This is a genomic window from Kordia sp., from assembly GCF_022447245.1.
Classification (GTDB): domain Bacteria; phylum Bacteroidota; class Bacteroidia; order Flavobacteriales; family Flavobacteriaceae; genus Kordia.
Genome location: NZ_JAKVBC010000001.1, coordinates 25,767 through 39,164 on the forward strand (window position 1 = coordinate 25,767; position 13,398 = coordinate 39,164).

The 13,398-nt window shown below is 34.2% G+C and carries 14 protein-coding genes; 6 read left to right on the forward strand and 8 right to left on the reverse strand.

Going from position 1 to position 13,398, the window contains the following annotated elements:
* Positions 1–157: 157 nt before the first annotated feature.
* Positions 158–1,456 carry a tyrosine--tRNA ligase gene (tyrS, locus tag MK119_RS00120; RefSeq protein WP_290669220.1) on the reverse strand — a complete coding sequence of 433 codons (1,299 nt, stop codon included), beginning with the start codon at positions 1,454–1,456 and terminating at the stop codon, positions 158–160.
* A gap of 65 nt (positions 1,457–1,521) precedes the next feature.
* Here tyrS and MK119_RS00125 point away from each other — a divergent pair, with 65 nt between their 5' ends.
* Entirely contained in the window at positions 1,522–2,535 is a 1,014-nt protein-coding gene (locus tag MK119_RS00125; RefSeq protein ID WP_290669223.1) for an NAD-dependent epimerase/dehydratase family protein, read from the forward strand.
* A gap of 187 nt (positions 2,536–2,722) precedes the next feature.
* Positions 2,723–3,103, forward strand: coding sequence for a hypothetical protein (locus tag MK119_RS00130; protein WP_290669226.1), 381 nt, complete (start codon positions 2,723–2,725; stop codon positions 3,101–3,103).
* A 4-nt stretch (positions 3,104–3,107) separates the two neighbouring features.
* Here MK119_RS00130 and MK119_RS00135 read toward each other — a convergent pair whose 3' ends face one another.
* From MK119_RS00135 to MK119_RS00145, 3 genes are read right to left on the reverse strand one after another with little or no spacing between them, the layout of a single operon-like run.
* Complete coding sequence (locus MK119_RS00135; RefSeq protein ID WP_290669229.1) at positions 3,108–3,575, reverse strand: DUF4296 domain-containing protein; 468 nt, start codon at positions 3,573–3,575, stop codon at positions 3,108–3,110.
* Complete coding sequence (locus MK119_RS00140) at positions 3,572–4,906, reverse strand: dihydroorotase (RefSeq protein ID WP_290669231.1); 1,335 nt, start codon at positions 4,904–4,906, stop codon at positions 3,572–3,574. The genes MK119_RS00135 and MK119_RS00140 overlap by 4 nt, the downstream gene beginning before the upstream one ends.
* A complete protein-coding gene (locus MK119_RS00145) occupies positions 4,899–5,636 on the reverse strand; it encodes a polyprenol monophosphomannose synthase (RefSeq protein ID WP_290669234.1) in 738 nt (245 codons plus the stop codon). Before MK119_RS00145 ends, MK119_RS00140 begins: the two co-directional genes overlap by 8 nt.
* 273 nt (positions 5,637–5,909) lie before the next feature.
* On the opposite strand from MK119_RS00145, the gene MK119_RS24150 reads away from it, so the two are divergent.
* Entirely contained in the window at positions 5,910–6,569 is a 660-nt protein-coding gene (locus MK119_RS24150) for a DUF4271 domain-containing protein (protein WP_366512744.1), read from the forward strand.
* 21 nt (positions 6,570–6,590) lie between these two features.
* Positions 6,591–7,337, forward strand: a complete 747-nt coding sequence (locus MK119_RS00155) for a uroporphyrinogen-III synthase (protein WP_290669240.1) — start codon at positions 6,591–6,593, stop codon at positions 7,335–7,337.
* Positions 7,338–7,434: 97 nt separating this feature from the next.
* Here the strand turns inward: MK119_RS00155 and pckA are convergent, their stop codons facing one another.
* Together pckA and MK119_RS00165 are read right to left on the reverse strand one after the other, a co-directional pair.
* The gene (gene pckA, locus MK119_RS00160) at positions 7,435–9,051 is read right to left on the reverse strand and encodes a phosphoenolpyruvate carboxykinase (ATP) (RefSeq protein ID WP_290669243.1); all 1,617 of its coding nucleotides are present in this window, start codon (positions 9,049–9,051) and stop codon (positions 7,435–7,437) included.
* Between the two features lie 129 nt (positions 9,052–9,180).
* Positions 9,181–9,579, reverse strand: coding sequence for a DUF423 domain-containing protein (locus MK119_RS00165; RefSeq protein WP_290669245.1), 399 nt, complete (start codon positions 9,577–9,579; stop codon positions 9,181–9,183).
* Between the two features lie 89 nt (positions 9,580–9,668).
* Here MK119_RS00165 and MK119_RS00170 point away from each other — a divergent pair, with 89 nt between their 5' ends.
* Both MK119_RS00170 and MK119_RS00175 read left to right on the forward strand, forming a co-directional pair.
* A complete protein-coding gene (locus MK119_RS00170) occupies positions 9,669–11,033 on the forward strand; it encodes a saccharopine dehydrogenase C-terminal domain-containing protein (RefSeq protein ID WP_290669247.1) in 1,365 nt (454 codons plus the stop codon).
* A gap of 244 nt (positions 11,034–11,277) precedes the next feature.
* A complete protein-coding gene (locus MK119_RS00175; protein ID WP_290669250.1) occupies positions 11,278–11,748 on the forward strand; it encodes an Lrp/AsnC ligand binding domain-containing protein in 471 nt (156 codons plus the stop codon).
* Positions 11,749–11,840: 92 nt separating this feature from the next.
* On the opposite strand, the gene MK119_RS00180 is transcribed toward MK119_RS00175, so the two are convergent.
* Positions 11,841–12,551, reverse strand: coding sequence for a zinc metallopeptidase (locus tag MK119_RS00180; RefSeq protein ID WP_290669253.1), 711 nt, complete (start codon positions 12,549–12,551; stop codon positions 11,841–11,843).
* A gap of 188 nt (positions 12,552–12,739) precedes the next feature.
* Entirely contained in the window at positions 12,740–13,324 is a 585-nt protein-coding gene (locus tag MK119_RS00185; protein ID WP_290669256.1) for a hypothetical protein, read from the reverse strand.
* Positions 13,325–13,398 lie beyond the last annotated feature (74 nt).

Genomic DNA, 13,398 nt, shown 5'->3' on the forward strand with positions numbered 1-13,398 from the left:
CATCTTATTAGTTTATTATTTAATAAAATCAAAACCCTGAATATAGATCCTACTACACTATATTCAGGGTTATTTATTTTTAATATCTAAGAGGTAAAGCCGACACTAACAATCTAAAAGCATCAGTGTGTCTAAAAGGTGAAGCCGAGTCTAAACCTTACTTCACAATCAACAAGAAATTTTTCTTCCTTCCGCGTTGAATGGTTATAAATTTATCATTGATTAAATCGTCTGTAGTGATTTTATAATCTTCCTTTACTTTCGTTTTATTCACTGCTACAGAATTCTCTTTTAAAGCTCTTCTTGCATCTCCATTAGAGTTTAAGAAATTTGTTTTAGCAGACAATGCAGCAATCATATCTAAACCTTCTTCAATATCAGCTCTATCGATTTCCGCTTGAGGCACACCTTCAAACACATCTAATAAAGTTTGCTCATCCAATTGCTTGAAATCTTCTGCAGTAGATTTCCCAAATAGAATTTGCGTTGCTTTAATAGCATTTTCTAAAGCTTCCTCCCCATGCACTAAAGTAGTTACTTCCTGCGCTAAACGCTTTTGTAAAACTCTTGCGTGTGGCGCTTCAGCATGCTCAGCAATCAAACCTTCTACTGTTTCTTTATCTAAAAATGTAAAGATTTTAATATACTTTTCTGCATCTACATCCGAAGCATTTAGCCAAAACTGGTAGAAACGGTATACCGAAGTTTTATCAGCATCTAACCATACATTTCCTCCAGCTGTTTTTCCAAATTTAGAACCATCAGCTTTAGTGATTAATGGACAAGTCATGGCGTATGCTTTTGAAGCTTCATCGTTCATTCTACGCACTAATTCTGTTCCTGTCGTAATATTTCCCCATTGGTCCGATCCTCCCATTTGTAACAAACAGTTGTGCGTTTTATGTAAATGGTAAAAATCGTATCCTTGAATCAATTGGTAAGTAAACTCCGTAAACGACATTCCTGCTCCTTCGCTAGAAACACGTTTCTTTACAGAATCTTTTGCCATCATGTAATTTACGGTAATTCGCTTCCCTACATCACGTGCAAAATCGATAAATGAAAAATCTTTCATCCAATCGTAATTATTCACTAAAATTGGTGCATTATCAGTATTTGAATTAAAATCTAAAAAGCGAGATAACACACGTTTAATTCCAGCTACATTATGATTTAAAATATCTTCTGTTAACAAGTTACGCTCGTCCGACTTTCCTGAAGGATCTCCAATCATACCTGTTGCGCCTCCAACCAAAGCAATTGGCTTATGTCCAGACTTATACAAATGCATCAACAAGATAATAGGAACCAAACTTCCAATGTGTAATGAATCTGATGTTGGGTCAAATCCAATATACGCAGTCGTCATTTCTTTGTTCAATTGTTCTTCAGTTCCTGGCATAATATCGTGTATCATTCCTCTCCAACGTAATTCTTCTACTAAATTGCTATTCATTGTATATTCTTTTTAAAGCTCCGCAAAGATATAAAAGTGAAAAGAAAAAAGTTTATTTTAGTGGCATGATATTAGTCACTGGAGGAACTGGATTGGTTGGTGCGCATTTATTGGCACATTTAGCACAAACGGAAACGCGTATTCGTGCCATTTATAGAACGTCTGAAAAACTAGAAACTGTCAAAACTGTTTTTGGGTATTATTTTGACGATGTTCCTTATTTTTATGATAAGATTGAATGGCATCAAGCAGATGTGACCGATGTTCCTTCCTTAGAAAATGTATTTCCAGATATTACCTACGTATATCATGTAGCGGCTTTGATTTCGTTTGATCCGAAATTGTTCGAAAAACTCCGTAAAGTCAATATCGAAGGTACTGCTAATATTGTGAATTTATCGATTGCACATGGCGTAAAAAAAATCTGTTTTGTAAGCTCTATTGCTGCGATTGGTGAAAATACAGATCCTACTATTCCAATTACAGAGGAAACACACTGGAATGCTGAAGCTGATAATAGTGTATATGCAATTTCCAAATACGGCTCTGAAATGGAAGTTTGGCGTGGTTCGCAAGAAGATTTAGACATGGTGATTGTGAATCCCGGAATTATTTTGGGTGCAGGATTTTGGCGTGGTGGCGGAAGTGGTTCCTTGTTCCGAAAAATTGACAAAGGATTAAAATATTATACTAAAGGAATTTTAGGCTATGTTGATGTGATAGATGTCGTTTCTGCCATGGTTCAATTGATGAATAGTGATATTAAAAACGAACGCTTTATTCTAGTTGCCGAAAATTGGAGTTTTGAAAAATTCTCAAATCTCACCGCAAAAACATTGAATGTGCAAGCTCCAAAAAAAGAAGCTAGTTCATTTTTACTGGGAATTGCTTGGCGTATGGATTGGTGGCGACAGTTTTTTACAGGAAAACACAGAAGATTGACGCGTTTGATGGCTAAATCAATTCAATCACAAACACTTTATGATAGTAGTAAAATTCAAAAAGCATTAGATTTTTCGTTTACACCTGTAGAAGAAACTATTGCACGTGTATGTAAGCGCTATAAAAATAATGTATAAAATGAGATTTTTTAGTGACTTTGTACAGTATGTAAAGCCTTCGATACTTCCAATACTAATTGTGTCAGCACTTATTTTTTTGGATTGGCATATAATGACGCCACATATAAAGCAGAAATACTTGTTTATTGACACAGTGAATTTCGAGTACGATTATTGGAAATACTTTTTTATAAGCGCAGGAATTATGTATGCCACATTTCTGATTGGTCTTCTATTTGTTAAAAATAAAAAAAGTCTCATTGCGAGTGGTTTTTTAGCAATCTTCCCTGCAATATTTTCAGCTTTCATTTTAGATAGTTTTGTTGAAAAAACAGTATTATGTGCAAATACTTACTATACTTCAGAGATCATTCAAAAAGAATATAAAATTGAAAGTGACAATACTCAAAAAAAGCTACATGCAATTAATGGAGAATACGTTATTTTTAATAAAAGAGAAATATCCATTATTGATGATATCCGTAAAGAAAAAAATCTACCATCAATTTACGATCTAAAAAACGGAGACACTATCCTCGTAGAGTTTCACAAAGGCTATTTGGACACTAAATATTTCAAACAATAAATTACTATCCATCATTTGAAGCATCTCCAAACTCCGTTTTTGGTTTTGCTTTTGTTAGAGAATCATTCTTTTTCTTGCGTGCTAATTTTTTCGATTTCTGAACAGAATCTCTACGTTTTTGTTCAGCTTCCAACTCGTCGCCTACTTTTTTTCGTTCTTTAGTTAGCCTAGCCGGAACTATTCCATAAATTTCATTGTATAAAGCTGGATTGGCAGCATAATAATTATTACTTGACAAAAACTGTGTGCTATCTGTATCATGTTTTTTGTACAAATAAGTATCTAAATGCATATATCCATCTTCCAATTTCTTTTTATTGACTCCTTTTATCGAATTAATCAAGGATATATCATATAAAATTGCTGCCATTCGCTCTTTAGACAGCAAATTATCAGGCTTTGGCACAGCTTCTTCATTACAAGAAACTATTGTCAACAGTACAGTTAGTAAGCAAATTATATATTTTTTCATCTGTTAAATTCTAATTGTTTTCCATGACGTTTTTCAGAAAACGTTCCTTCATGATACGCCAAGTTACCATTTAAAAATGTGTGCGTAACGACACTATCTAGCGTGACTCCTTCAAATGGCGACCAACCACATTTGTACAATACGTTGTCTCTAGAAACCGTGTATGATTTTTCTAAATCTACTACAACCAAATCAGCATAATAGCCTTCTTTGATAAAACCTCTTTCTTTTACTTGGAACAATCGTGCTGGATTGTGGCACATTTTCTGTACAATTTTCTCCAAAGAAATTTTTCCTTGTTTGTGTGCTTGAATCATAGCGTTTAACGCATGTTGCACTAACGGTCCGCCCGAAGGAGCACTTGTGTATGGATTGTCCTTTTCTTCTAAAGTATGAGGAGCATGATCGGTTGCAATAACGTCAATACGATCGTCCAATAAAGCTTCCCACAATTGATCTCTGTCATTTGCAGTTTTCACCGCAGGATTCCATTTGATATGTGTTCCTTTTCGTTTATAGTCTTCATCCGAAAACCATAAATGATGAATACATACTTCGGCAGTAATTTTCTTTTTTTCTAACGGAATGGAATTGTCAAACAAATTGGTTTCTTTTCCTGTTGATAAGTGAAATACATGCAAACGCGCACCTGTTTTCTTTGCCAATTCAATCGCTCTTGAAGAAGATAAATAACATGCTTCTTCACTTCTAATGATCGGATGATACTCAATTGGAATATCATCTCCATATTTCTCTTTGTATTCTGCTAAATTCTTTCGGATGGTTCCTTCATCTTCACAATGCACAGAAATCACCATATCGGTACTTGAAAATATTTTTTCTAAAACTGCTGCATCATCTACCAACATATTTCCTGTAGACGAACCTAAAAATAGTTTTAATCCAGCTACTTGTGTTGGATCAACTTTTAAGATTTCATCTAAGTTGTCATTTGTTCCTCCAAACATAAATGAATAGTTGGCAAACGAAGTTTTTTTTGCAATGTCTAATTTCTCTTGAAGCTTTTCAACAGTAGTTGTTTGTGGTTTTGTATTTGGCATTTCCACAAAAGAAGTAATTCCACCTGCAATGGCTGCTCGTGATTCTGTACCAATATTTGCTTTATGCGTTAATCCTGGTTCTCTAAAATGCACCTGATCGTCAATTACGCCTGGGAAAATATGCTTTCCAGTAATATCAATCACTTCATCAGCCTCTTCGGTGAGGTTGACTCCAATTTTAGCAATTCGTTCCCCTTCAATTAAAATATCAGCCGTTTTTACTTCGACTTCACTAACTAGTTGTGCGTTTTTTAGTAGTATTTTATGCATTGCGTTTTGTTTTAGTAAACATACTTCGAATTTTCATTTTTATAATTCCGAAAAAGGCTTCTGAGAATATAGAGCTATCCATTTTAGATTCTCCCTTGGTTCTATCGGTAAAAATAACTGAAACTTCTTTGATATTGAAACCGAGTTTCCAAGCTTTGAACTTTAATTCAATTTGAAATGCATATCCGACAAATCGGATATTCTCCAAACCAATGGTTTCGAGCACTTTTCTATGATAACAGACAAATCCTGCCGTAGTATCATGAATGCGAATTCCTGTAATAAAGCGTACGTACTTTGAGGCAAAATATGACATTAGCACACGATTCATTGGCCAATTGACTACATTTACACCTTTTACATAACGTGAACCAATAGCAACATCTGCGTCTTCTTCTTGACAAGCAGCCAATAAGCGAACTAAATCTTTTGGATTATGTGAAAAGTCAGCATCCATTTCAAAAATATATTCATAAGCGCGTGCTAAAGCCCATCGAAAACCATAAATGTAAGCAGTACCCAAGCCTGTTTTAGCTTCTCTGACTTCTAAAAATAATTGTGTTGGATATTTTTCTTGAAGTTCACTAACTTTTTTGTGAGTTCCGTCAGGAGAATTGTCGTCTACAATCAACACATGAAAAGTCCTTTCTTGAGCAAAAACTGCTTCAATAATCGCTTCTATATTATCAATTTCGTTATACGTTGGTATGACTACAATTGCGTCTGACATTTTCTAAAATTAGGCTAATACCAAATAAACTTTAAAATAACCGATAAATTTGTTTCTAATTCCTTTATATTTTCAATATGAAACAGAACCGTAACTAGGGCTATGCTTATATTTTCTATTTCATCTAAAGAAACTATAATTCAAATTTTGCATCAATCATTTTAAAGCTTATTGAGCATGACAAAAGTACACAAATTATAAGTTCTGCAACTGTCTATAGTATTTTGTCCTAAATTTTTATGTATTATTTAACATACTTGCTAATTTTACCAAATGTTATCTACCGTAGTAAGAAGTGTAATTTCGAAAGATTGGCTCACATTGTTATTTGTAACGACTTTGTGTTTGCTAGTTATAACACGTTTTGTTTTTCGGAAAAAGTTTGCACTGTTTTTTACGTTTCTCTTTTCGAATAAATATCAAACCCAAGTAGAATCGAAGCAAGAAAACATTATCAACGGATTTACCTCTTTGTTATTTTGTGTGCAAGTCATTTCGTTTTCTATTTTTGGATACATTGCGGTTACTTTTTTCCGTCCGTATTTGATTGATGCGCCATTTTTATTCGTGAAAATTATCTCGTTTATGATGTTTTTCATCATGATTAGATACATTTTGGAAAAAATTATGGCAGTTATTTTAGATATCGAAGTGTATATTAACGCTTATAATTTTCACAAAATTAACGCTCGAAACCTATTTGGTTTATTATTGATTCCCATCAATTTAGTCCTTGTTTACTACGATTATAAGAATAAGATTATATTTTTCTCAGTAATTTTTATATTTTTCTCCTATAACCTCATCGTATTATTTCTTCTACTGAAGAATTATCAAAAATTGATAATCAACAAGTTGTTTTATTTTATTTTGTATCTTTGCGCACTTGAAATTGCCCCTTATTTAGTTATCTATAAATTATTAATTGAATAACGCGACATAAAACATAGGTTTATGAAAGTAAAAACCATTTTAGTTTCTCAACCGGAACCAAAAATTGAGAACTCACCTTACTCAAGGCTTATTGATAAGCAAAAGGTAAAAATTGATTTTAGACCGTTCATACACGTTGAAGGTGTAAGCGCAAGAGATGTGCGTCACCAAAAAATAGATTTGACAAAGTTCACAGCTATCATTTTAACGAGTAGAAACGCCGTCGATCACTTTTTTAGAGTAGCAGAAGAAATGCGCTTCAAAGTGCCTGATACCATGAAGTATTTCTGTCAATCAGAAGCTGTAGCATACTATTTACAGAAGTATGTAGTTTACAGAAAACGTAAAATTTATGTAGGTAAGCGTACCTTCCAAGAATTATCTCCGCTTATCAAGAAATACAAAGATGAAACATTTTTGTTACCGTCTTCAGATGCGTTGAAACGTGCAGTTCCAGAGACTTTAAATTCTTTAAATATTACATGGGAACGTGGAATTTTTTACAAAACTGTAGTTAGTGACCTTTCAGACTTACGCGATGTGTATTATGACATTTTAGTGTTCTTTAGCCCATCAGGAATTAAGTCCTTATTGGCAAACTTCCCAGACTTTGAACAAAATGACACACGTATTGCTGTATTTGGTAATTCAACCATTAAAGCAACTACAGAAGCAGGTTTACGAGTAGATATTAAAGCACCAACTCCTGAAACACCATCAATGACAATGGCATTGGCAAAATACATTGACGAAGTGAATAAGAAATAATTACTTTATACAACAATTAAAAAAGCGTTTATCCATTTTAGATAAACGCTTTTATGTTTTTTGGTTGGTTACAGTATTTTAAACTGATTGTTTCTTATTAAAATCCATATCGTTGTGGTCCTCCTCTACGGATTTCTTCACTAGCATACGATTCAAACTTTTTAAAGTTTTCTCTAAATGCATTTGTTAGCTTAAATGCTGTTTCGTAATATTTTTGATCATCATTCCAAGTTGCTCTTGGACTCAATATAGAATCTGGCACACCAGGACATTTTCTTGGCTGCGCTACTCCAAAAACAGAATGTATATGATAATCTTCATACGTGTAGTCACCTAGGGCTCCATCTAAAACAGCGGCAATCATTGCTCTAGTGTATTTTAAAGCCATTCTTTTCCCTACACCATATTGACCACCAGACCATCCAGTGTTTACAAGCCAAACATTTACACCAGCTTCTTTCATTTTTGCACTTAACATTTCAGCATAAGCTGTTGGATGTAATGGCATAAATGGTGCTCCAAAACATGCTGAGAAACTTGGCACAGGTTCTGTTACCCCTGCTTCAGTTCCTGCAACTTTGGCTGTATATCCAGAAATAAAGTGATATGCTGCTTGACTAGGCGTAAGCTTTGAGATTGGAGGCAATACTCCAAAAGCATCAGCCGTTAAGAAAAATATATTCTTAGGATTTTTCCCAATAGAAGGCACCTGAATATTATTTATATGATGAATAGGATAGCTTACACGTGTATTTTGCGTAATAGAGGTATCTTTAAAATCAACGTTTCCATTGTCATCCATGATAACGTTTTCAAGAATTGCTCCTTTTTTAATCGCGCCATAAATATCTGGTTCTTTTTCCTCGCTTAAGTCGATCACTTTTGCATAACAACCACCTTCAAAATTGAAGACTGTGTTTTCGTTTGTCCATCCGTGTTCATCATCACCAATTAACTTACGATCTGGATCTGCTGATAAGGTAGTTTTTCCTGTTCCTGATAGTCCGAAGAAAATAGCTGTATCACCATCTTTACCAACATTGGCACTACAGTGCATTGGCAAAGTGTTTTTAAATACTGGAAGAATAAAGTTCAATGCAGAGAAAATTCCTTTTTTGATTTCACCTGTATATCCTGTTCCACCAATAAGTGCAATTTTCTTTTCAAAGTTTAAGATTGCAAAGTTATGCTGGCGTGTTCCATCGACTGCTGGATCTGCCATAAAGCCTGGCGCATTTACAATAAGCCATTCTTCTTTAAAATCTACAAGTTCTGCTTCTGTTGGACGCAAAAACATGTTGTGTGCAAACATATTGCTCCAAGGATACTCATTTACGACACGAATATTTAGTTTGTAATTTTCATCAGCACAAGCATAGGCATCACGCACATATACTTCCTTTTCAGATAAATACGCAACTACTTTATCGTATAGTTTATCAAAAGCAGCTGGCTCAAAAGGAATATTGATGTCTCCCCACCAAATTTTATCTTCTGTGATGCTGTCTTTCACAATAAATCGGTCCTTAGGGGATCTTCCTGTAAACTCTCCTGTATTTACTGAGATAGCTCCAAAAGAAGTTTCAATTCCCTGTCCCTTTTGGATTGTTGCATCATGAAGCTGACCTGAGGAAAGTTGGTAGTGTGCTTTCGCATCTTTGATTCCGTATTGATTTAACGAAATCGTTTTCGTTGAGAAGGTGTTATTCGTCATAACTTTTAACTCTTGTTGTGTTTTGTGTAAAGAGCAAAAGTATAAATATTTTTATAGATATCGTATTTTCAAACGATTTAATCTACTTTAATTAAAAAAAGTATTTGCTTTTCTTAAAATTCTGCATTTTCAATTGATTTTCTCAGTTTTAAGTTTGATAAAATTAATAATCAGTGCTATCCATCCAATTATTAATAAAGTTCCTCCTATTGGTGTAATAAAACCTACTGAAGAAATATCTATCGAAGTCACATCTTTCGATGCTAATAGATAAATAGAACCTGAAAAAAGTACAATTCCCCACAAAACAAATACATAGATCAATCGTTGCATTTTAGGTGTGATAAACCCAGAAATTCCAACAATCAATAATAAAAGAGCATGATACATTTGGTAACGAACACCTGTTTCAAAAGAATGAAGTTGATCTGCACTTAGTACTTTTTTGAGTCCATGTGCCGCAAAAGCGCCCAGTATAACAGCCAAACATCCAAGAATTGCACCTGTAATCAATATTTTTTTTCTCATAAAATCACGAAGTTATTTTTATAAATGTAACAATTTGCTACATTAGTGTTATATTTGTCATTTTACAAAATTACGCAACAAAACCCACTATGCGAAACATTTTAATTATTGGTGCAGGAAAATCTGCTTCGTACCTTATTAAATATTTTTTAGATAAAAGTCATAATGAAAACTTACATATTACTGTTGGAGATATCAACATTAAGAATGCACAAAAATTGGTTGGAGACCACGAAAACGCTTCTGCCATTTTACTAGACGTCTTTAATGCCGAAAGTCGAAAAGCAGCTATCGAGAAAGCTTCTATTGTAATTTCGATGCTTCCTGCGCGCTTTCATATTGAAGTCGCAAAAGATTGTGTGCATTTTGGTAAAAATATGGTTACAGCATCCTATATCAGCAAAGAAATGCAAGCCTTGGATGAAGCTGTAAAAGAAAAAGGATTGGTGTTTATGAACGAGATTGGTGTAGATCCAGGAATTGACCACATGAGCGCCATGGAAGTGATTGATCGTATTCGCGACAATGGCGGAAAAATGATTTTGTTTGAGTCGTTTACAGGTGGATTGGTTGCTCCAGAAAGTGACACAAACCTGTGGAACTACAAGTTTACATGGAATCCAAGAAATGTGGTACTGGCCGGACAAGGCGGAACTGCTAAGTTTATTCAAGAAGGAACATACAAGTATATTCCGTACAACCGATTGTTCCGTAGAACAGAATTTTTGAGTGTAGAAGGCTATGGAAAGTTTGAAGCTTATGCAAATCGTGATTCTTTGAAATACAGAAGCGTATATGGTTTGGATGACATTTTGACTTTGTACCGTGGAACGATTAGAAGAGTTGGATTTTCTAGAGCCTGGCAAATGTTTGTCATTTTAGGAATGACTGACGATAGCTACACTATTGAAAACTCTGCTGATATGAGCTACCGCGATTTCGTAAATTCATTTTTACCTTATAGCCCAACAGACTCTGTTGAGCTGAAAATGCGCCACAATTTAAAGATCGATCAAGATGATACGCTTTGGGAGAAGTTATTAGAACTCGATCTTTTCAATCCAACTAAAAAAGTAGGTTTAGAGAATGCTACTCCTGCGCAAATTCTACAAAAAATATTAATGGATAGCTGGACATTGGCTCCCGATGATAAAGATATGATTGTGATGTATCACAAGTTTGGCTATGAAAAAGATGGCAAGAAGCATCAAATTGACTCCAAGATGGTGATTTTAGGGGAAGATCAAACATATACAGCAATGGCTAAAACCGTAGGATTGCCTGTGGCTATAGCTGCTTTAAAGATTTTGAACGAAGAAATCACAACACCAGGTGTACAATTGCCTATTACAAAGGAAGTATATACGCCAATCTTAAAAGAATTGGAAGATTACGGAGTATTGTTTAAAGAAGAAGAAGTTCCGTATTTTGGGTATAATCATGATAATGTGTAGAAACATTTTCAAAGTACTTCTTGATACTATTTTTCTTCACTTCCTTTTAAAAAATCACTCGAAGTGACCTCAGGAATTTTGTATTAAGAGCTACTTTCTCACAAATACCTCGTTATTTTTATAAAACTTCAATTATAAAGTAAATGTGTTGGAAAAATATCAGATTCACTTAAAAAATTAGCAAGCGATTTAGATTTAAAACAAAAACCCGTATTTTAGATTTTCATTTGAAAAACAGCTGTTTATGAAAGTGATTAATGAACAAATTGAAATTGACGGAATCGATAAAAAGATACTCCGTGCCTTGATGAAAGATGCGCGTACACCTATTTTAAGTATTGCGCGAAGCATTGGTATTTCTGGTGCAGCCGTACATCAAAGGCTTCGAAAGTTAGAAGATGCAAAGTTAATTGTAGGCTCTAAGTTTGTCATTAATCCAAAAGTTTTAGGTTATAAAACAATGGCATTTATTGGTGTGTATTTAGATAAAGCTATGCGAAATCCAGATGCGGTGAAGGCTTTGGATCAAATTCCTGAAGTTATGGAAAGCCACTACACCACAGGAAATTGGTCGTTATTGATAAAGATTTTATGTAGAGATAATGAGCACTTAATGCACATTTTAAATCACAAAATACAAGCTATCAAAGGCGTTTCTAGAACGGAAACGTTTATCTCTTTAAATCAACAAATTGATCGACAGATTAAAGTATAATTTGCAAACGATATACATCTAAGCTTAACAAAACATAAAAAACCAAATGTTTCTATACATTCAGTTTTTTTTATGCCTGTTTATAATATAAGTTACCTCCGTTTCAAATATTTCATAAAATACACCAAGGTTGCCAAGGAGCCTAAAGCTGCAACCACATAGGTCCTGGCTGCCCATTTAAGTGCGTCTTGTGAACCAGCATATTCTTCTTGGGTTACCATGTTTTTATCTTTTAACCAACGTAAAGCTCTGTTACTTGCGTCGTATTCTACAGGTAAGGTTACAAAACTAAAAGCGGTTCCTGTTGCAAACATAATCAATCCAACGATTAAGATATTTTTTCCTATTGTTGTATCGCCTGCTACTTGTTGACTTGCTATCATTGCAGCACCTGCATAAATGACCCATTGCGAAAATTTAGATGCAATACTTACCAACGGTACTAATTTCGATCGCATCTGCAACCATTTGTAGGAACGTGCATGCTGAATAGCGTGTCCTACTTCATGTGCTGCAACAGCCGCGGCAGCTGCATTTCGCTCATGATATACAGCTTCACTAAGGTTTACCGTTTTATTTCTTGGGTTGTAATGATCGGTCAATCTCCCTTTTACATGTGTTATTTCCACATCTCTAATTCCATGATCTGCTAACATTTTTTCAGCGATTTGTGCACCGCTCATTCCATTTCGTAAGTGTAGTTTTGAATAGTGTGCAAATTTGCTTTTGAGTTTATTACTCACAAAAATACTTACTAACATAATTACTCCTGCCAGTATAAAATATCCGCTATCGTAGGTCATAATCCATATTATTTATTTAATTAAAATACAAAAATCATACTAGTTTAATTTTTACTCAAAAAAGTACTTATTATACTTTGTAATCGGAAACCACATTCCTCATTTATTAGACTTTACGATAAAAAATACAAAAACCTCGTCAAATAGTCGAGGTTTGCTTTATATGATTCTTTTATTGATCTCAGAACTTAGTCACGTTCTACTTTACGCAAAGTAGCTTTTTGAAGAAATGTTGTATGGTAACTTATAACCGAAAGTTTTTCATCTCCTGTTTTTCTTGCATCTGCTTTTTCAGTCACTGTAATTGAGAAGAAAACACGTCCATCATTATTAAATTCTACACGACTATTTAAGATTCTGTTATTAAGTTCGAATGTGCTAAATAACGTTTGTCGCATATAATTAGCTCTTAATACTACTCCATTATTTTCATCCAAATCGTATAATCCTTTTTCTTGATCTACTAAGTTCAGCGTATACTTTCGTTCATCTTTTTTGTTTGAAACAATGTAAGCAAGCGTGTACGAGTATTTCATTGGATCGTCAGTTGGTTCAATAATCAGCTCCATTGGAACATTTTGCAAAACACCAGTAGCATCTGCTATATTTAGATTTCCAGCATAGGTTCCTACATATTCTTTTGGAAACGCATACTCAGTAGGAAATTCCTTGTCTTCAGAACTTTTTCCAGCACGCTCTTTTACTTGCTTTTTTTGCGCCATGACATTCGTGGTCATACAAACTAGCGCGATTAAAAAGACGATTTTTTTCATTTTTTTATAAGTTTTTTACAATATAACAATTATATTTAAAAGTCACATAGCGATTATTATACCAAGTCTGCTAT

What these genes read in the sequence shown, in the direction of transcription:
- tyrS (WP_290669220.1), bottom strand. Translation starts at nt 1,456, where the DNA reads ATGAATAGCAATTTAGTAGAAGAATTACGTTGGAGAGGAATGATACAC.
- MK119_RS00125 (WP_290669223.1), top strand. Translation starts at nt 1,522, where the DNA reads ATGATATTAGTCACTGGAGGAACTGGATTGGTTGGTGCGCATTTATTG.
- MK119_RS00130 (WP_290669226.1), top strand. Translation starts at nt 2,723, where the DNA reads ATGTATGCCACATTTCTGATTGGTCTTCTATTTGTTAAAAATAAAAAA.
- MK119_RS00135 (WP_290669229.1), bottom strand. Translation starts at nt 3,575, where the DNA reads ATGAAAAAATATATAATTTGCTTACTAACTGTACTGTTGACAATAGTT.
- MK119_RS00140 (WP_290669231.1), bottom strand. Translation starts at nt 4,906, where the DNA reads ATGCATAAAATACTACTAAAAAACGCACAACTAGTTAGTGAAGTCGAA.
- MK119_RS00145 (WP_290669234.1), bottom strand. Translation starts at nt 5,636, where the DNA reads ATGTCAGACGCAATTGTAGTCATACCAACGTATAACGAAATTGATAAT.
- MK119_RS24150 (WP_366512744.1), top strand. Translation starts at nt 5,910, where the DNA reads ATGTTATCTACCGTAGTAAGAAGTGTAATTTCGAAAGATTGGCTCACA.
- MK119_RS00155 (WP_290669240.1), top strand. Translation starts at nt 6,591, where the DNA reads ATGAAAGTAAAAACCATTTTAGTTTCTCAACCGGAACCAAAAATTGAG.
- pckA (WP_290669243.1), bottom strand. Translation starts at nt 9,051, where the DNA reads ATGACGAATAACACCTTCTCAACGAAAACGATTTCGTTAAATCAATAC.
- MK119_RS00165 (WP_290669245.1), bottom strand. Translation starts at nt 9,579, where the DNA reads ATGAGAAAAAAAATATTGATTACAGGTGCAATTCTTGGATGTTTGGCT.
- MK119_RS00170 (WP_290669247.1), top strand. Translation starts at nt 9,669, where the DNA reads ATGCGAAACATTTTAATTATTGGTGCAGGAAAATCTGCTTCGTACCTT.
- MK119_RS00175 (WP_290669250.1), top strand. Translation starts at nt 11,278, where the DNA reads ATGAAAGTGATTAATGAACAAATTGAAATTGACGGAATCGATAAAAAG.
- MK119_RS00180 (WP_290669253.1), bottom strand. Translation starts at nt 12,551, where the DNA reads ATGACCTACGATAGCGGATATTTTATACTGGCAGGAGTAATTATGTTA.
- MK119_RS00185 (WP_290669256.1), bottom strand. Translation starts at nt 13,324, where the DNA reads ATGAAAAAAATCGTCTTTTTAATCGCGCTAGTTTGTATGACCACGAAT.